We start from the raw sequence: 17444 nt of genomic DNA, 5'->3' as shown, positions 1-17444 counted from the left end.
TCAGATGTACCGAGGTGATGCTATCGCAGGCAAGCCAGCTCCCACAGGTGGGGCTTTATTATTTGGGTGATTGGGTCAGATCAGAGCCAATGCCTGCGCCAGGTCGGCCCGCAGGTCTTCGACGTCCTCAACGCCCACCGACAAGCGCACCAAACCATCGCCAATGCCCAGCTGCGCCCGCGTTGCTGCCGGGATGCTGGCGTGGGTCATGATCGCCGGGTGTTCGATCAGGCTTTCGACGCCGCCCAGGCTTTCGGCCAAGGCAAAGATCTTCACGTTTTCCAGAAAGCGTGTGGCGCCGGCCAGGTCACTGTTCAAATCCACCGAAATCATCCCGCCAAACCCGCGCATCTGCTTGCGTGCCAGTGCGTGCTGGGGATGCGAGGCCAGGCCTGGGTAATAAACCCGTGAAACTTGCGGCTGTTGTTCCAGCCAGGTGGCCAACTCCAGGGCATTGCTGCAATGGCGCTCCATGCGCAGCGCCAGGGTTTTCACGCCGCGCAGCGTCAGGAATGCATCGAACGGGCCGGCAATCGCGCCGACCGAGTTCTGCAGGAAACCCAGGCGCTCGGCGAGCTCCGGGTTGTGGCCGACAATGGCGATGCCGCCGATCACGTCGGAGTGGCCGTTGAGGTATTTGGTGGTGGAGTGCACCACGATGTCGAAACCCAGCTCCAGCGGGCGCTGGATCCATGGGCTGGCAAAGGTGTTGTCGGCCACGCAGATGATGCCGCGGTCGCGGCAGATTCGCGCGATGGCACTCAGGTCAGTGAGGCTGAGCAGCGGGTTGCTCGGGGTCTCGACCCAGACCATGCGTGTGTCGTCTTGCAACGACGCTTCAAACGCTTGCAAGTCGCTCAAGTCGACAAAGCTGAAACGGTGGCCGGCGCTGCGCTGACGCACCTTGTCGAACAGGCGGAAGGTGCCGCCGTACAGGTCGTTGCCGGAGACGATATGCGCACCCGCATCGAGCAGTTCCAGCACGGTGGAAATCGCCGCCAGCCCGGAGGCAAAGGCAAACGCCTGGCTGCCGCCTTCAAGGTCGGCCACGCAGCGTTCCAGGGCAAAGCGCGTGGGGTTGTGGGAACGACCATAGTCAAAGCCCTTGTGCACACCGGGGCTGTCTTGCAGATAAGTGGAGTTGGCATAGATCGGCGGCATCAGCGCTCCCGTGGTCGGGTCGGGTGATTGCCCGGCGTGGATCACGCGGGTGGCAAAGGCGCTTTTATCGGGCTGACTCATGCAAGGGATCTCCGTAGGTGATTAAGCAGGTCGACGCGGGTGATCAGGCCATAAAACCCTGAGGCGTCAGCAATGATGGCAACCAGGCCGCGATCAAGTTCCGCCTGCAGTTCGGCCAGGCTGGCACTCGGGGCCAGGGTTTGCAAAGTGTCGGTCATGGCGCTGGCAACGATCATGGAGAAGTCGGCGGCGTCATGGTGCAACCCCAGCAGGATGTCGGACTCGTCGATCACGCCAACCAGTTCGCGGCCTTCGACCAGCACCGGCAGTTGCGAGACATCGGCCAGGCGCATGCGCTGGAAGGCTGTGAGCAGGGTATCGTCGGGGCTCACGCTGATCACGCGGCCGTCTTCGAAGCGGCGGGCGATCAGGTCGCGCAGGTCGCCGTAGTGTTTGTACTGGAGCAGGCCCGCGTCGTTCATCCATTGATCGTTGTAGACCTTGGACAGGTACCGCGTGCCCGTGTCGCAGACGAAGGTGACCACGCGTTTGGGCTCGGTCTGCTCGCGGCAATAACGCAGCGCTGCAGCGAGCAGGGTGCCGGTTGACGAACCGCCGAGAATACCTTCGGCTTTGAGCAGTTGGCGGGCGTGGTCGAAGCTTTCTTCATCGCTGATGGAATAGGCGTGGCGCACGCTGGAGAGGTCGGCGATCGAGGGGATGAAGTCTTCGCCGATGCCTTCCACGGCCCACGACCCCGGCGTTTCCATCCTGCCGCTGCGGCTGTATTCAGCCATCACCGAACCCACCGGATCGGCCAGCACCATGGCCAGTTCCGGCTGTACGCGTTTGAAGAAGCGGGTCAGGCCGGTGAGGGTGCCGGCCGAGCCGACGCCCACCACGATCGCGTCCACGTCATGCTGGGTTTGCGCCCAGATTTCCGGCGCGGTACTGGTTTCGTGAGCCAGCGGGTTGGCCGGGTTGTTGAACTGGTCGGCAAAAAATGAACCGGGAATGTCCTTGGCCAGGCGCGCAGCCACGTCCTGGTAATACTCGGGATGGCCCTTGCCGACGTCGGAGCGGGTGATATGCACCTCGGCGCCCATGGCCTTCAAGTGCAGGACTTTTTCGGTGGACATCTTGTCGGGCACCACCAGCACCACGCGGTAGCCCTTGGCCCGGCCGACCAGCGCAAGCCCCAGGCCGGTGTTGCCGGCGGTGGCTTCGATGATGGTACCGCCGGGGCGCAGGCGGCCGTCGCGTTCGGCGGCGTCGATCATTGCCAGGCCGATGCGGTCCTTGATGGAACCACCGGGGTTTTGGCATTCAAGCTTGAGGAACAGCGTGCACAGGCCGGTATCAAATCGGCTGACCTTGACCAGCGGCGTGTTGCCGATCAATTCGAGTACGGCGGGGCGGGAAAGCGTGGGCATGTCGTCACCTGGTACGGAAGAGGCGTAGGGGAGGGACAGCAAAAATGTAAAGCATGGCTTGGAACATAGGCCGGGATCGCGCCGGTCGCAACCGGGCGGTCCGTTGGATGTCTTTTTTTGGCGCATGAGCGCGTGTTGACGTTTAAACGCCGCGCATCAAAACCTGCTGCAACCGCTCTATAACGCCAGTGCTGGCGGTTTGCATCGGTGCGCGCAGCTCACTGGCGATCAAGCCTTGCATCGCCAGCGCAGCCTTTACCGGCGCGGGATTGGGCTCCATGAACAGGGTGTTGATCAGGGGCATTAACCTGAAAAAAGTCGCCCTGGCCTCGGTGAGCTGGTTGTCGCGTACCTGCTGGTACAGCGCCACGAAGTCTTCGGTGTGCACATGGGCCGAGGCTGCAATCGCACCACTGGCGCCCTGGCACAGCGCGTTGAAGATTTGAAGATCCTCGCCACACAACACCTCCACGTCGCCACTGGCGAGCAGCGCCAAGGTAGTCGCCAGGTTGCCGCCGCAGTCTTTGATCGCGACGATTCGCGTGTGCTTGACGATGTTCAGCAAAGTGGCCTGTTCGAAGGTCACGCCGGTGCGGTAGGGAATGTCATAGAGAATGATCGGCACACTGGAGGCGTCGGCCACCGTGCGGAAAAACGCTTCAAGGCCGGCCTGGGAGGGGCGGATATAGCTGGGCGCCGGCACCAGCAAGCCGGCCACCGGGCGTTTGAGGATTTCGCTCTGGAACTGCAGCAGTTCACGCTGGTTGTTGCCCGCCAGGCCCATCACCACGCGCTGCGCCGGCACGAGTTGCAGCACCGCATCCAGCACGGCCAGTTGTTCCTGGCGGCTCAGTGACGCGGCTTCCCCGGTGGTGGTGCAGACCATGATGCCGGCCACGTGCTTTTCCAGCAGGTGGCTGACCAGCCGGCGCAGGCCGATGAAGTCGATGGCGCCGTCATGAAACGGCGTGACCACGGGAACCCAGATACCTTGAAACGATGACATGCACTTTCTCCTGATGGTTGACCGCTGGAGTCACCGTCAGAAGGGCAGAGGGATTGTGCAAGGGAGGGAGGTCCGTCGCGCTCAATGTCCTGTCAGCTCATCTGACGGGACAGCGCGCCCCGGTCACATGAGCGACTGTTTCTTCGATTTGAGGGCGTGCGCCACGCAACCTTGCGCCTTAGCAATCAAGCCAATGGCACAAAGGTTAACGAAAGACGATGTAGACATGCGCTGACACACCCTGAATAAGGCCTCCATCTTCAGCGGACGTGACGGAATGTGTCAACCCCGCTTCAGCTGCTCACGCACAAATGCTGCGACCTCGGCGGCCAGCTCCGCATCTTCCGGTGCGCCCATGAAACCGCCGTGGGGCATGGCTTCGAACACATGCAGCTGCGCCGTTACCCGTGCCTGGCGCAAGGCGCGGTGCAGGCGCACGGTGTTGGACAGAAACAGATCACGGGTGCCGCTCTGCAGAAAAGTTGGCGGGAAACCCTGGGTGAAATCGCCAAACAGCGGTGACAGGTACGGGTGAGACAAATCCGCACCGTTGGCATACAACAGATTGACGTTCATCAGCGGATTGGGCAGCACCACGTCGACGGTGCGGTTGACCTGGAAGCTGTCGCCGGACTCGGTGAGGTCGACTTCCGGCGACAGCAACACCAGCGCGGCTGGCAATGGCAAACCTTCGTCACGCGCACGCAACACCATGGCGGCCGCAAGGTTGCCGCCCGCTGAGCGGCCACCGATCACGATCTGTTGCGGCGCGTGTTGCTTGAGAACGTGCCGATAGACAGCCAGGCAGTCATCCAGCGCTGCGGGGTAGGGATGATCGGGCGGCATGCGGTAGTCCACGCCATAGCAGATCACGTCGTGCAGGTCGGCTTGTCTGCCGGCCGCGAGGCGGCAGTTTTCGCCGCCGCCGAACACCAGCGCGCCGCCGTGCAGGTCAATGTAGGCAAAGGGCGTGGCAGACGCCGGTGTGGCGACATGCACGCTGGCGTTTTCAACCCTGATGGTGTGCAGGCTGGCCCGCAGCGACGCCGCTTGCCCCGCGTTGGTGCTGGCGTAGTTCTGGGCCACGGCGGCCTGCAGACGGCGCCAGCCGTCATGGTCCTCGGGCGTGGGCATCGCGTGCAGTGCATTGAGGGGCACACCGTCAGCCCCGACCAGGCGTTGCAGTGTGGCCTGCGCTTGAGGGCTGATGGACTGCGGGACGGGCAGTGTACGGGGTTCAAGTTTGACGCCGTGGCTCATGGGCTTGCTGCTCGCGTTCGACGACTTTGGAAGCGTCAGGATGCCAGAACGTGGGCCGGTGTGGCGAGCGGGCTTGCCCCGCGTTGGAGTGCGAAGCGCTCCCAATGAGGCCGCCTCGGTACCACCGGCATACCCCATTGGCAGGTTGCGGGGCTGCTGCGCAGCCCAACGCGGGGCTAGCCCGCTCGCCACTACGAGCCTGCGCTCACCGCTGGGCGGTGCTGTTACAGAATGCTGTAGTCCCTGACCACGCCATTGTTGAGGTGGATGTTCAGGCGGCGGCTCTGTTGCTGCGGTGCAAGGTTGTCGATGGCGGTGCGCCGGGTGTCGAGGGCATTGTCGTAGGTATTGCCGGGGATACGGTTGGAGACCAGCCCGAGCAAGTGGCGCATGGACGCGTTCTGGGTGGTGGAGGGCGCGTAGTTCCAGGTTTCGGTGCCGTCGGATGAAATCGACTGGTCCTGCGGTTCGCCATACAGGGCTTTGAGCTGTTGGGAGGTGGTCTTGCCAGAAATGATGTGCGTCCTGACATACGTGGTGTCGAACAGCGAAATATCCGGCCCGGCTTTGCCCTGAATACCCGGCAATGACAGGTTGTTCAAGCTGCTGAGTCCGTTGACGCCATTGGCGCAACCCGTCAGCAAGAGGGCGGTGGCAAACGTTGCGATAACAGTACGACGGGCCATGATTTTCTCCGTTTAGTCAGGGCTCTGGAACGTCGGCCAATGATAAAACGGTGAAAAACACGCGGAAAAAATGTTCCTGTCTGCGCGTCTCAATGACTTGCCTGGGTGTCTCAGACCGCGTTCATCTGCCCCAGGATGTTGCGTAACGAGAACCCGGTGTGGCGGCTCACGCGCTCCGGCGCCTGGGCAGCGGCGCTTAACTCCCGGGCCTCGCGCGGCGAATAGCCAAAGGCTTGCTTGAAGGTGCGGCTGAAGTGCGCATCACTCTTGAAGCCGAACTGGAAGGCCAGCCCCGACACCCGCTGCCGCGCGCCGGTATCACTCTGGATAATCACCCGCGCGCGGTTCAACCGGCGCTGCTGGATATACGCCGCCACGCCGGATTCCTGGCTGAACACCCGATACAGTTGCGCCCGCGAAATACCCAAGTGTTTGCACAGGAAAACCGGGGACAATTCCGGGCTGCGCAGGTGCTGTTCAATCAAGCGCCGGGCGCGGTTGAACAGGGTGTGGTCGATCGCTTGCTCGGCGGTTTGCAGGTTGACCACTGTCGGCGCCAAAGCTGCCGATACCATGGCCAGCGTCGCCTGTTGGGCGTGCGGAATTTCATCGGGTGTCAGGCGCGGCAGGCGCTGTTGCAACGCGCGCATATGGTCTGCGAGCAGCTCGCTCAAGCCGCCCTGCAGCACCTGGCCATGCACGTCTTTGTAGCCGAGGCTTTGCGCCAGCAAGTCGCGAGGAATGGTGAGGATCACGGTATCGCCAGCCGTGATCAGGCAATCGAGTTCACGGGCCAGGTCCAGCATGTAAATCTGCGCGTTACCCGCCGCCAGCGTGGTGCGGCCTGCTGTGCCATTAATCGTGTGAGTCAGGCCCAGGCAGAGGTAGTAGTGGTCGAGGCTGTCACGGCGAATCATTTGTGTGGAACGCTTGACCCGATACGGCACAGGCTCCCCGGCACCGTCCCAGGCACCGCAGCCCATCAATAACGAACCCAGGTAACCGGTGGCCAGGCGGTAATTGAAGGCGGCGGATTCAGGCTCGCTGATGGTGATATCGAAGATCGCATTCACTTCCTCACGCCACACTTCAAAGCGTTGGCGCGGTGGGTAGGGTTGGGTGGTAAAGGTGAAAAGCGGGTTCTCCACAAGCGGCTCCATCCATTAAAGCTGTTGTTTGATCGCCGCCTTATCGATCACGGACCACACGTGCGCGATCTTCCCGTCGACGAATTCGTAGAATACGTTCTCATCGAAGGTCACCGTCTTGCCGTTGATCGGCAAGCCGAAAAATTCACCTTTGGGCGTGACGTGGAAGTTCAACCGGCTGGCGACGGTGGGCGGATCCGCGACCAGCAGTTGGATGCGGAACACCAGGTCGGGGATCTCGCGAAAGTCCCGCTCCAGCATCGCGCGGTAGCCGGCAAGGCCGACGGGGGTGGCGTTGTAGGTCACCTGCGGGTGCACGAAATCGCCGAGGCGCTCCCAGCCCTGGCGGTTGAGGCAGTCGATATACCCTCGGTAAAGGTCGGCGAGCTGGTTTCGGGTCATGGCGTGTTCTCCTTTTTGAAAAGCACTCATCGACTTTGCCCTTGTGTGTGCCTACGGCGTGCTGGTTATATCACCCAGCAATTGCCCAAGCCCTTGCGGGGTTGAATAGAGGGCTTCCAGCGCCGCGACGTCGGCCAGTTGTTCTGCGGACAAGGCTTTTTCCTCACGCTCAAGCTGGCCGCGTAAATAGTCCTCGTACTCGGACAGCTTTTGATTCAGCGCCACGCGCACGAGGCCGCATGCCTTGAGCTTGTTAGGTTCAAAGCCCTTTCCCATATCCACATGCATGGCGAGGGTCGCCGTCGCGACAGCGTACCCTTGTGTCGCGGCCTTGAGCAGCCATCGGTTCGCCGTTGAATAGTCTGCCGGCACTGCACCGCTGCTGCTGTACAGATAACCAAGCATGTACTGCGCTTTGGCCCGGCCCGCGTCGCCAGCGCGGGTATACCACCCAATGGCGGCGGGTACGTCTTTGGGGGTGCCGATGCCATTCAGGTTGGCCATCCCGAGCCATTCGTATGCTTCGCTATTGCCTGAGTGGGCGGCCTGGGTCAGCAGCTGGATGCCTTGCTGAGGGTTTTTCGGCGTGCCTACGCCCGTGAAATAAAAGGTCGCCAACAGCGTTTGGCCCTCAGCATCGCCTCGCGCACTGGCTTTGCGCGCCCAGAAGAATGCCTTGCGGTCGCTTTGCTCAACGCCAATGCCTCTGAAATAGGCGTCAGCAAGCCGTTGCTGGGCGCGGGCATGACCTTGCTGCGCAGCCTTGCGATACCACACCGCGGCTTGAGCGCTATCGCGCGGCATTTCCACGCCGCCATAGTTTGCATCCCCCAAAAAAAACTGGGCTTCAGAGTTGCCTTTCTCGGCTGATAGCGTGATCCACTCCAGGCCCTTGCGGTGATCAACGGCCACACCGCGCCCGAAAAAGTAAAAAAAGCCGGTTTTGAACTGTGCGAAGGTCTCGCCTTTTTCCGCCGCGCGCAAATACCAGTCTGCGGCCTTGACCGGGTTTTTATCGACGATGATGCCTTCGTCGTAGAAGGCGCCAATCAACAGTGTGGGGCTGTGGGGGCTGCGCCACAGACTGATCGCCAAGGCGACCAAGCAATAGGCCAGCAGGCCAAAGCACAGTAAAGCGAGGGGTAGGGCGAAGCGGCGCAATGTCGAATCCATTCGTGAGGTGCAGGTGGGCAGTGTAGCGGCGCTTGCGAGCGATGGCATCACTCGCTGTTTCGCAGCGACCTCAAGCGCGACGCGCCATCAACAGCACCGTTGCCGCTGCCGACAACAACCCCGCGCAGCATCGATTGAAAATTCGTTTACCGCGCGGCTCGGCAAACCAGCGACGCATGTGCAGGCCCATGTAGGCATAGGCGCTGATGGCGATCCATTCCAGCACCAGGAACATCGCGCCCAGCAGCGCAAATTGTGGCGTGATCGGCTGGCCTGGCACCACGAACTGCGGCAGGAAGGCTGTGAAGATCAAGATAGCCTTTGGGTTGCTGTGGCCTAGCTTGAATTCACGGCAGGCTCGGTTTTGCGGCTAAGCCAGCCGTTCAAACCCTGTTAATCCGAGCCTCCAAACGAATATTAGGTTGTAAGAATTCAGCCCTAGGACTTTAGTGGCAATGGAATTTCTTTGGATAACGACGAGGCAACGCCGGACGCGGGCTTAAGCGGCATCGTACCTATGGTCTCCATCTGAGGCCTATTGGAGGTTAGGATTTCGCGTATCAGCCTATCAGGGTCCGCGATATCGCGTTTTAGGCGCTGCCATTCTTCCTTGAGGATGATCTTGGTGTATGCCGCAGCGCAGTCCAGAGTCAGCGCTATGGAGTCGAACAGTTTCTGATTCGAGTAAGATCCCCTGAGTGCAGCCGTCGCTAGGTCGCTCATGTGAGTGCGCAGCTCATCTAGCGTGGTTATTAGCCTCTGATGCGCTGCTTCATAGTTGTTCAGACGCAAAATGATGCGCATATAGAGTTGGTGGTGCTCGCTATCACGCGTTGCGTTCTCACTGAGGAATTTTATGCGTAGCGATTCGCAAACCTTGAGGACGTTCTGAGGATCATGATCCCAATGCTCTTCGTATTCGTTCCCACACACCCAGTAGAGCTGCTTCCAAGCCTCTGAAGTCTCCAACGACAACGACAGATATTTGGAAGCGTCAGTGCGCAGATCATCTATCCATTTCTGGCGCTTGTCGGCGATGAAGGTGGAGGCCGACCGCGCATTTGTCAGGCGCTGCACGTCTAGCGATCTCCGGGTGTTCCAGATGCTCACGATCGCGGCGATAAGAGCTGTTGCCAGTCCGCCAATCACGGTCCATCCGAGAACTGCCGGCAGCCTCGCGATGAATTCCCATGCAGTTGTGAAGAAATCAGTCATTGTTCAATTCCTAGGCGCGAAAGTGTTCACTTGGCATTACCGCAAAGGTTTATATTGGCAATCATTAGGATTGCTGCTGGCCAGCTTGATCCTCAGTCGCGGAATGGTCGCTTTCGACCCGTTGCCGTTCGAGTAAAAAACTAACGGCCAGAAGCAGCCTCTTAAATGAGTTTACGAAACTCGTTGCGATTCAAACTTTAGCTTCGTGTGCAGAGCATCTCATATCCAACCAGTAACTCTGGGTTGAAGGTGTCGAATTGCCAACGTGGCAGCTGGGATTGTGGACCCTTGAAGTTCAACAGCAGTTTCCCAACCTCCTCTTTATTAGCTACGCCAATAAGCGCTTTTATAGAGTCAAAGTATTTTTGGGACATTGATCGCGCAAAAATTTCGAAAGCCGTATATGAGTGGCTCGCGTACAGTAGGGTCTCTGGAAACCAACGCTCTCCACTCTGCGTTCCTCTCAAGAAGAGTACAAAGTCAGCTTGCATGAGCTGGTTGAAATCTAAGCCTGAAGTTTTCGACCGGTCTTTTAATAGATCTGCTGTAAGTGAAAGTCTACCTAAGCTTAAACGTTGGTTTCGGTGATCAAGTACCCTTGCGTAGTTTCGAAATACTGCATATCCAAAAGCGCCGCTCTGCGGGTAAGATATTCTTCCATGAACGTAATAAGGGGTGGAGAGTAGTGCTTGTGTCGTGTCAAATCGTTCACTCTTCAAGAAGATTGCCACGGCGTAAAGAAAAAGCTCATGAACTATGAATCTGAAATTATCGAAATCAGTTTCTCGGTAGTGCGTTAAATGTTGGGGGCGATCCATGTACGGCAATAATGACTCAAGAAATCGATGAGTTTTCAAGTCGATGTCGGGTAGGGAGCCATACTGCGCAATGGCAGTTAAAAGCTGAATGATTTCATTTCGACATGGTAGGAAAGCTTCAATATTCTCAAAAACCTGTTCATCATATTCTTTCTCAAGATCTATTTTAATCCTGAATTTTTCAAAGCCTTCAGATACAGCTTGGAAGTATTCATCAACTGCTCCTGCAGCGAAAGGTTTGCCTTGCTTTACCGCATCCAAGGCACGTCGATGTCTAGAGCTGGTGCCAAGCGAAACTGCAGAAGAGTTGGTCAAAAAAGCTGGTCGCTTACCTATCTCTGGCTTTAAATATAAAGGTTGATCATAGATCCATCGGAGCAGTTGTTCAAAATTTTGTGCATAGTTTTCAGATTCGCTGAGATCAATATAAATACGTTTTCCATAGAATGTAGGTAGCCAAGCCTTGCCATCCTCTTTCTCGGGAACTACGGCTACAAACTTTTCTTGCTTGGAAGTCTCATAGACTTTACTGGAAATAATTTGGCTTTCTGTACCTACCCCGCCCGCACGTCCGTCGGCTTTGGTTGCGTAGGTCTTATCTGAGACAATAATTACCTTGGTGACGCTTTCATCAGTCACCATTGACTCCATGAAACGTATGGAGTCGTGTCCTTCTTTAAGGTCCCATTTGTCAAGTATCACATCAACACCCGACTCTCTCAGCTCACTTGCTAGTGTCATCACCCACTGCTGATGGTCGTGGGAAGACCAGCTATAAGAAATAAAGAGTCTAGGCGGGTGATCGTTTTTGCTCATAAAATATTCCTAGTGATGGTGGCAGATTAGCTTGATTTCGTGATGAGCCGGATATCCGAATCTATCAGATAACTCTGAAAAATTGGGAGTTAATGCATCTCTTTTAATTCCTTGTCGGTAACATTGCGGCTGGCTGGCAAGGATAACTCTCACTTGTATTGGAGATCTGCCGTCGTTCCTCCTCAGCGAGTACAACGCGGTGTATGAACCTCGTTCTAATTAACACTGAAAAATGTACCTCGTTTGGCGCTGGATCGGTGTTACAGGATGGCTCTCCTTAACGCCTCAACCTCACTACAACCCAGCCCCGTAATGATGCGGGGACCTATTTAATTACCCCTAGATGGAGAAACCTTTGAGTAGCAGTTTCTGGCCGATAGCGGCTCGTAAAAAAACTTTATATTGCCCATCATAGGGCTTGCCCGCCGCCACCAGAAACTCCTGACGCGCCAACGCCCATAACCCCACCTTTTCCGTCGCCGATTCAGCCTCTGTCTGCGGATTAGCCCGCCACAACTGAAACGCCAGATAAAACAGATACGCCGCGCCCAGAATCTTGATCGCGTAAAACAACAACTCCGAGGTTTGCAGCACCACCGCCAGGCCCGCCGAGGCGAGGGCGATCATGCCGGCGAAGGCCAGTAAGCGGCCAACACCGGCGAGGCAAGACGTGCGATAGCCGTAGCGGGTGGCGTTGCTGACCGACAGCAAGTTGTTCGGGCCTGGCGCCATGTTCAGGGCGAAGCAGGCGGGGAGGAAGAGGGCGAGCGTGGCAAGGTCCATGGCGGCTCCGGGTTGGGCGGGGAGCGTTGAGGATAAGGGCAGTTGAGGCGGCTGGACAATCCGCGCGTTGCAGTGAAGGGCACAAGCGGACCGGCCTATGCCAGTAGCGGGCATTCCAATCCTAGTTCCTAGTGGTTGTCCCGGCAGGGCGCACACGTCACGGTGGCTGAAAGGGCACCGGCTTTTCGCGATGGCGGGCAGACTATCGACGTGCGGGGTGCGGGCCGTGTTGTCGTGCAGCGCATGGGCCTGGAGGAACCGATTCGGGCGAATACAACCCACGAACAAGGCATCGCCTTCGTTGACCGCCACGACCGGACAAAAGCTTTCATCGGCGTGAACGGCTTTGACGGCGCAGGGCCGATCGCTGAACTGGAGATGCTGCGTGGCGAACTCGCCAAGCTGTTGATCCAGCACAGCGAGGACCGGGTCACATGCCGGTTTGGCGACAGCGTTGAAACCCTGCACGACGATGGCCAGCAGGTGCATGTGCGCTTTGCACAAGGTACCGAGCAGGTTTTCGACCTGCCGCGTGAGCCAAGCGATGGCCATATCATGCGCTGGTACAACAGGCTCAAGCGCAAGGCGTGCCCCGGTTGGCGTCTGCTCACTCACGCGTTGCAATAGCGCTCGGCCACGCCGTGTTGCGGCTGGCGACAGCGTCTGGTTTTAAAAAGCGGCTCGGCAGGTTTCTTTCCCCCAACGCTGACGCCATTGACCTGTCGGACTATGCCCTGAAAGGTCAACTCAAATGAGTGACCTTCTTTGAGGTGTATAGGCGTATGGTGGTTTATACCCTCATGGCAGGCATTCAACATGGACAGCAGTTTAGGCGGGCGCTTAAAGGAAGAGCGCAAAAGGCTTTTACTCTCCCAGCACGATTTTGGTGTGATAGGGGGTGTGGCCGAAAACGCACAGGGCCACTATGAACGGGGCGAGAGGCTGCCCAAATCGGACTATCTGATGGCGATCCGTCGCAGAGGGGTCGATGTGCTGTATGTGCTGAGCGGCGAGCGTTCGCACATGAGCGCGGATGACCTCACGGTGGAAGAAACCGAAGTCGTCAATCAGTACCGCACGCTGCACGAGGCGGATCAGGGGGCGATTGCTCAGATCACCTCCTCATTGTCCCGAGACTCATGACTTCATTGATGAAACCTGCGCCCCAGGGCATCCAGGCGTACCGCAATCGGCGGTAACCGTTCACTGCTGCGGGCCAGCGTCTCCACATCATCCGCGGTGCTTTGCGCAATGCTCTGCACCGCTTGCAAGCGCCCGACAATCTCCAGGTTGGCCGTGGACTGCTCGCGCGTGGTGCTCACAATTCGCCCATTCAGTGCGTCGATGCGCGCGATATCGGCGCCTACCGCTTGCAGCATCTGTACCGCCAACTGGCTGTCTTGTACGCAACGCTCTACGCCTTGCTGGCTGTCATGCATTGCCTCAACGGCCTGACGGCTGCCGTGTTGCAAGCCTTCGATGATCTGTTTGATTTCCTGGGTGGACACCGCCGTGCGCTGAGCCAGGCTGCGTACTTCATCGGCGACCACGGCAAACCCTCGGCCTTGCTCGCCAGCGCGCGCAGCTTCGATGGCGGCGTTGAGCGCGAGCAGGTTGGTCTGGTTGGCGATGCTGCTGATCACTTCGAGCACCGAGCCGATCTGCTCGGCTTGCGCCGCGAGGTCTTGCACGGTGGAGTGGGTGCCGTGAATGCGTGAAGCCAGTTGGGTGATCTCATGCTGGGCGCGGCCGACGCTTTCCTGGCCGCGCACGATTTGTTGGCTGGCTTGGCCGGCGTGCTCGACAGCCTGTTCAACGTGCACGGTGATGTGGCCCATGGCGTCTTCCATGCGCTGCATCGAGCCGGTCATCTGGGTGATTTCTGCCAACTGATGGCGTGCGCCTTTTTCCAGGGTGCCGCTGGCACTGGCCAGTTCCTGGCCGAGTTGGCCAAGGCCCTGGGAGTCGCGGGTCACTCCGTCGATCAGGTGGGTGATTTGCTGCAGGAAGTGGTCGAAGCGCTTGGCCAGGGAAACGTGCACTTTGCCTTCACCTTGGGCGGTTTCGACGGTGAGCTGGGTGGTCACGGCGAGCATTTTCTCGAGCATTTCCTGGCTTTCGACCGCCTCACGCTGGCTGTGAATGGCCAGGTAGAGCAGGGCGACGGTCTCCATCACCACGTAAAAGGCGTGGACGAACACCATGCTCCAGCCGCCGTGGTGTTCCATCACAAACACCGGGAAGCCTTGATGTTGCAAGGCGTGGAAGACCACGTGATGCACGGCGATCGTTGCCGCCGCGACCAGGATCGGCAGCCAGTCGCGGTAGAACGTCAGCACCGCCAGCAACGCGAAAATGCCGAAGTGTGATTCGATCACGCCTTGCGCCTGGTTGATGTGCAGGGCGGCCATTACCATCAAGCCGGCGCCCAGCAGGCAGCGCATCAAACGTGTCCCGCCGAGGGCGCGATAGAGCACCGTCAGCACCACACTGGTGCCTGCGCCCACGGTCAATGCCTGAAGCCAGGTGTCGTGCCAGAACGCCAGCCCGAGTGAGAACAGAAACATCAGCCAGACCAACGCCAGCATGATGCGATCGGCCTTGCGGTAGTGCTCTAGAAAACGCGGGCGGGTGGGCATTCACTCTTACTCCATGTGTTCGGCGGGTAATAGGCAAGCATGCGGCGTGCCACGACGGGCCGCCGGTGGAGTGAAGCAGGTATTCGTGTGCTTTTTGATTCAGGGATGCCAGAACGTTATCGGCATCCTTGAACGGGACTTTAAGAACGGCTACCCGAACGGATAGCCGAGGCTGCGATGATGATCAGAAGGTGTACTTGGCGGTCAGCATCATGTTGCGTGGGTTGCCGTACGCGTCACCGCCGTAGCTCACCGAGTTGGCGATGGTCGAGTAGTAGCGACGGTCGAAGATGTTGTTGGCGTTGAGCTGCAGGTCCAGGTGCTGGTTGACCTGGTAGCCGGCCATCAGGTCGGTGACCGCATAGCTGCCCTGTTTGAGCCGGTATTTACTGCCGTCCGCGAGGGCAAGGTCGTTGTACATGCGGCTCTGCCAGGAGACGTTGCCGCCCACGCGGAATTTTTCCAGCGGGCCCTGAAGGTTGTAGCGCGTGGTCAGTTTGAACAGCTGTTCTGGCGTGTCGGTGTCGTACTGCTTGTTGACCTTCTGCGGGTTGGCCTCGTCCTTGATGGTGTGCGTACGGGCGTAGGTGTAGCCACCGCCAACCTGCCAATTCTCGGTTAACGCGCCTTGCAGTTCGACGTCGATACCCTCGCTGCGAATTTCGCCGGAGGCTTCGTTGCAGGAGGCCTGCGGGCAGTTTGGCACGAACACTTGCACCGCCCGGTTTTCCTGGTCGACGCGGAACAGCGCCAGGCTCGCATTCAGCGCGCCGCCCAGGTATTCGCCCTTGATGCCGACCTCGTAGTTCTTGCCGACAATCGGCTTGACCGGCTTACCGGACGTGTCCTTTTCACTTTGCGGCGTGAAGATGTCGCTGTAGCTGACGTAGACCGAGTGATGGTCGTCCAGCTCATAGATCAAACCTGCGTAGCGGGTGAGGTTGCGGGTGACATGATAGTCACCGTCGCCGTCACGGTTGTCGTAGTCATACCAGTCAAGGCGCCCGCCGAGGATCAGCTTTAACGGGTCGGCCAGGCTCAGGCGCGTGGTGACGTAGACGCCATCCTGAGTGGTGACTTCGCGCTGGTTGTCGGTGTGCACAAAGTCCGGCTTGCCGGCGGTGAGTGGCCAGTTGGTGTCGTACGGGCTGTAGCTGTGGGTGGTCAGGTCGTAGATGCGCTTGCTGGCGCCCACCACCAGTTCATGGGTACGCCCGAACGCCTGGAAAGGGCCGCTGGCAAAGGCGTCGATGCCGGCCTGGTTTTCATCGTAGGCCGCCTGGTAGACCGTGCGGGCTGGGGTGTTGTTGACCCAGCGCGACTGGTAAGAGCCTGAAAACAACGCGTTCTGTTCGGCGTAGTTGGCGTTGACTTGAAGGCTCCAGTCGTTGGCCAGGCGCTGACGCAGCTCGGCGAACACCGTGTTGATTTCCTGGTCCTTGTTCTCCCAGCGGGTGCCGGGGTTGTAGGAGCGCGGCAGGTCCAGGTGATGGCCGTCCTGACCGACCATCGCCGATCCCCAGAAGTAGTTGGTCTTGTCCTTCTGGTTGGAGAAACCCAGGGTCAGGGTGGTGTCTTCGCTCAAATCCGCTTCGGTGACGGCGTAGAACAGGCCGTGATCTTCCTGGACTTTATCGATGAAACTGTTGGCATCACCGTAAGAAGTGACCACCCGGCCGCGCAATGTGCCGCTGTCGTTGAGCGGGCTGGAAGCGTCCAGCTCGCCACGGTAATTGTCCCAGCTGCCGGCGGCGCCGGTGAGGGTGACTTTCTGCTCGTCCAGCGGTCGCTTGCGGATCAGGTTGATGGCGGCTGAAGGGTTGCCGGCACCGGTGACCAGACCTGTTGCGCCGCGCACTACCTCGACGCGGTCGAACATGGCCAGGTTCGGCTGGGCGCCGACCGTGACCCCGTTGTAGCCGCTGGGAATACCGTCATACATCAGGTTGTCGATGTCGAAACCGCGCGAGGTGTACGACTGCCGGCCAGGGCCGTTGGAGAAATTCAGGAACAACCCGGGCGTGGCCTTGACCACGTCGTTGATGCTGGTCATCGCCTGGTCATCCATACGCTGTCGCGTGATGACGGTGACGGCCTGTGGGGTTTCGCGCATCGTCAGTGGAAGTTTGGTTGCCGTGGCCATCGAGCCGGTGGTGTAGGACGGGCTGCCTTCGGTGGTCGCGCCGAGTTGCTGCTCGGTGTTGATCTGCGTTGCACCCAACTCGACGACGTCGGCTGGCGGCTGCGTGTCGGCGGCGAAGGCCGCTTGTGAGCTGGCAATACAGATGGCCATCGCGATCAAATTGGGTGAAAAACCTTTACCGCCGTGTTGTTGCACAGACATGAAACCGACTCTCCCGAAAGTGCCGTCCCTAGCGAATAACAAAGATGATGATAATTATTCGCATCAGTGTGTCAGATTGGATCCGAGCAAAAAAGCCTTTGACGTTAAATGCTTAACAAATTTTTCACATTGTCGATTCAGGCTTGTCGCCAGCTCGGGCGACAACAGGTAGCCAATACAGGTGCACAACGCCGGCAGACGGGACACTGGAGTTGTTGCCGTGGCACTGATCAAGGCGCCGTGGGTCATGTTGATGACTGGCGCGCAACTGCCTGGAAGGCACGGTACTGAGCGTCAACGACGGTGCGGTGAACGCCGAAGTGGTGCTCGAATTGGCCGGTGGTTCGAAGGTTTACGCCATCGTCACCCGCGACGCGGTGGGGAGTTGGGTTTGGCGCCAGGCGTCATCGCGACAGCGGTGATCAAGGCCTCGCACGCCATTCTCGGCGTGCCGGCCTGATCAACACACGGTGGCCCGAGTCCATTCGGACCACCGTGTTCAATTGGCAACACTGTTCAAGCCAGAGAGTGCCTTTCCC

General features: G+C 58.9%; 14 protein-coding genes and 3 pseudogenes. 3 read left to right on the top strand and 14 right to left on the bottom strand.

The window, feature by feature from the left end; all coding sequences use genetic code 11:
• Positions 1-75: 75 nt before the first annotated feature.
• The 12 genes and pseudogenes from ACP7B3_RS03165 to ACP7B3_RS03110 form a co-directional block, all read right to left on the bottom strand.
• Positions 76-1242 carry a cystathionine gamma-synthase gene (locus tag ACP7B3_RS03165; RefSeq protein WP_145161086.1) on the bottom strand — a complete coding sequence of 389 codons (1167 nt, stop codon included), beginning with the start codon at positions 1240-1242 and terminating at the stop codon, positions 76-78.
• Complete coding sequence (locus ACP7B3_RS03160) at positions 1239-2615, bottom strand: pyridoxal-phosphate dependent enzyme (protein ID WP_119740089.1); 1377 nt, start codon at positions 2613-2615, stop codon at positions 1239-1241. The genes ACP7B3_RS03165 and ACP7B3_RS03160 overlap by 4 nt, the downstream gene beginning before the upstream one ends.
• A 142-nt stretch (positions 2616-2757) precedes the next feature.
• Positions 2758-3621: a 4-hydroxy-tetrahydrodipicolinate synthase gene (gene dapA, locus ACP7B3_RS03155; RefSeq protein WP_426177802.1), complete on the bottom strand. Its 864-nt coding sequence runs from the start codon at positions 3619-3621 to the stop codon at positions 2758-2760.
• A 282-nt stretch (positions 3622-3903) separates the two neighbouring features.
• On the bottom strand, positions 3904-4881 hold the full coding sequence (locus ACP7B3_RS03150; RefSeq protein WP_426177800.1) for an alpha/beta hydrolase: 978 nt from the start codon (positions 4879-4881) through the stop codon (positions 3904-3906).
• A 224-nt stretch (positions 4882-5105) separates the two neighbouring features.
• Positions 5106-5567 carry a hypothetical protein gene (locus ACP7B3_RS03145; protein ID WP_426177798.1) on the bottom strand — a complete coding sequence of 154 codons (462 nt, stop codon included), beginning with the start codon at positions 5565-5567 and terminating at the stop codon, positions 5106-5108.
• A 110-nt stretch (positions 5568-5677) separates the two neighbouring features.
• Positions 5678-6715, bottom strand: coding sequence for a helix-turn-helix domain-containing protein (locus tag ACP7B3_RS03140; protein ID WP_426177796.1), 1038 nt, complete (start codon positions 6713-6715; stop codon positions 5678-5680).
• 15 nt (positions 6716-6730) lie between these two features.
• Positions 6731-7117, bottom strand: a complete 387-nt coding sequence (locus tag ACP7B3_RS03135; protein ID WP_145161078.1) for an ester cyclase — start codon at positions 7115-7117, stop codon at positions 6731-6733.
• Positions 7118-7168: 51 nt separating this feature from the next.
• Positions 7169-8290, bottom strand: coding sequence for an SEL1-like repeat protein (locus ACP7B3_RS03130; protein ID WP_426177794.1), 1122 nt, complete (start codon positions 8288-8290; stop codon positions 7169-7171).
• A gap of 70 nt (positions 8291-8360) precedes the next feature.
• Positions 8361-8621: pseudogene (locus ACP7B3_RS03125) on the bottom strand (LysE family translocator); the annotation flags it as partial.
• Between the two features lie 107 nt (positions 8622-8728).
• Positions 8729-9505: a hypothetical protein gene (locus ACP7B3_RS03120; protein WP_426177792.1), complete on the bottom strand. Its 777-nt coding sequence runs from the start codon at positions 9503-9505 to the stop codon at positions 8729-8731.
• 197 nt (positions 9506-9702) lie between these two features.
• Positions 9703-11139: an SEFIR domain-containing protein gene (locus ACP7B3_RS03115; protein ID WP_426177790.1), complete on the bottom strand. Its 1437-nt coding sequence runs from the start codon at positions 11137-11139 to the stop codon at positions 9703-9705.
• 414 nt (positions 11140-11553) lie between these two features.
• Positions 11554-11922: pseudogene (locus ACP7B3_RS03110) on the bottom strand (LysE family translocator); the annotation flags it as partial.
• Between the two features lie 162 nt (positions 11923-12084).
• Between ACP7B3_RS03110 and ACP7B3_RS03105 the strand changes: the two are divergent.
• The gene (locus ACP7B3_RS03105) at positions 12085-12549 is read left to right on the top strand and encodes a hypothetical protein (RefSeq protein ID WP_426177788.1); all 465 of its coding nucleotides are present in this window, start codon (positions 12085-12087) and stop codon (positions 12547-12549) included.
• Between the two features lie 189 nt (positions 12550-12738).
• Positions 12739-13065, top strand: coding sequence for a helix-turn-helix domain-containing protein (locus ACP7B3_RS03100; RefSeq protein WP_242198143.1), 327 nt, complete (start codon positions 12739-12741; stop codon positions 13063-13065).
• Positions 13066-13067: 2 nt separating this feature from the next.
• Here the strand turns inward: ACP7B3_RS03100 and ACP7B3_RS03095 are convergent, their stop codons facing one another.
• Both ACP7B3_RS03095 and ACP7B3_RS03090 read right to left on the bottom strand, forming a co-directional pair.
• The gene (locus tag ACP7B3_RS03095) at positions 13068-14561 is read right to left on the bottom strand and encodes a methyl-accepting chemotaxis protein (protein WP_426177785.1); all 1494 of its coding nucleotides are present in this window, start codon (positions 14559-14561) and stop codon (positions 13068-13070) included.
• A 184-nt stretch (positions 14562-14745) separates the two neighbouring features.
• Positions 14746-16905: a TonB-dependent siderophore receptor gene (locus tag ACP7B3_RS03090; RefSeq protein WP_426177783.1), complete on the bottom strand. Its 2160-nt coding sequence runs from the start codon at positions 16903-16905 to the stop codon at positions 14746-14748.
• 208 nt (positions 16906-17113) lie between these two features.
• Here ACP7B3_RS03090 and ACP7B3_RS03085 point away from each other — a divergent pair.
• Positions 17114-17365: pseudogene (locus ACP7B3_RS03085) on the top strand (TOBE domain-containing protein); the annotation flags it as partial.
• Positions 17366-17444: the final 79 nt, after the last annotated feature.

Origin of the sequence: Pseudomonas sp. TWRC1-2, assembly GCF_049896685.1 — a bacterium.
Classification (GTDB): Bacteria; Pseudomonadota; Gammaproteobacteria; order Pseudomonadales; family Pseudomonadaceae; genus Aquipseudomonas.
This window is presented reverse-complemented; position numbering and strand designations above follow the sequence as displayed.

Coding starts and splice junctions, on each gene's coding strand:
- ACP7B3_RS03165 (WP_145161086.1), bottom strand. CDS start 1,242: ATGAGTCAGCCCGATAAAAGCGCCTTTGCCACCCGCGTGATCCACGCC.
- ACP7B3_RS03160 (WP_119740089.1), bottom strand. CDS start 2,615: ATGCCCACGCTTTCCCGCCCCGCCGTACTCGAATTGATCGGCAACACG.
- dapA (WP_426177802.1), bottom strand. CDS start 3,621: ATGTCATCGTTTCAAGGTATCTGGGTTCCCGTGGTCACGCCGTTTCAT.
- ACP7B3_RS03150 (WP_426177800.1), bottom strand. CDS start 4,881: ATGAGCCACGGCGTCAAACTTGAACCCCGTACACTGCCCGTCCCGCAG.
- ACP7B3_RS03145 (WP_426177798.1), bottom strand. CDS start 5,567: ATGGCCCGTCGTACTGTTATCGCAACGTTTGCCACCGCCCTCTTGCTG.
- ACP7B3_RS03135 (WP_145161078.1), bottom strand. CDS start 7,117: ATGACCCGAAACCAGCTCGCCGACCTTTACCGAGGGTATATCGACTGC.
- ACP7B3_RS03130 (WP_426177794.1), bottom strand. CDS start 8,290: ATGGATTCGACATTGCGCCGCTTCGCCCTACCCCTCGCTTTACTGTGC.
- ACP7B3_RS03120 (WP_426177792.1), bottom strand. CDS start 9,505: ATGACTGATTTCTTCACAACTGCATGGGAATTCATCGCGAGGCTGCCG.
- ACP7B3_RS03115 (WP_426177790.1), bottom strand. CDS start 11,139: ATGAGCAAAAACGATCACCCGCCTAGACTCTTTATTTCTTATAGCTGG.
- ACP7B3_RS03100 (WP_242198143.1), top strand. CDS start 12,739: ATGGACAGCAGTTTAGGCGGGCGCTTAAAGGAAGAGCGCAAAAGGCTT.
- ACP7B3_RS03095 (WP_426177785.1), bottom strand. CDS start 14,561: ATGCCCACCCGCCCGCGTTTTCTAGAGCACTACCGCAAGGCCGATCGC.
- ACP7B3_RS03090 (WP_426177783.1), bottom strand. CDS start 16,905: ATGTCTGTGCAACAACACGGCGGTAAAGGTTTTTCACCCAATTTGATC.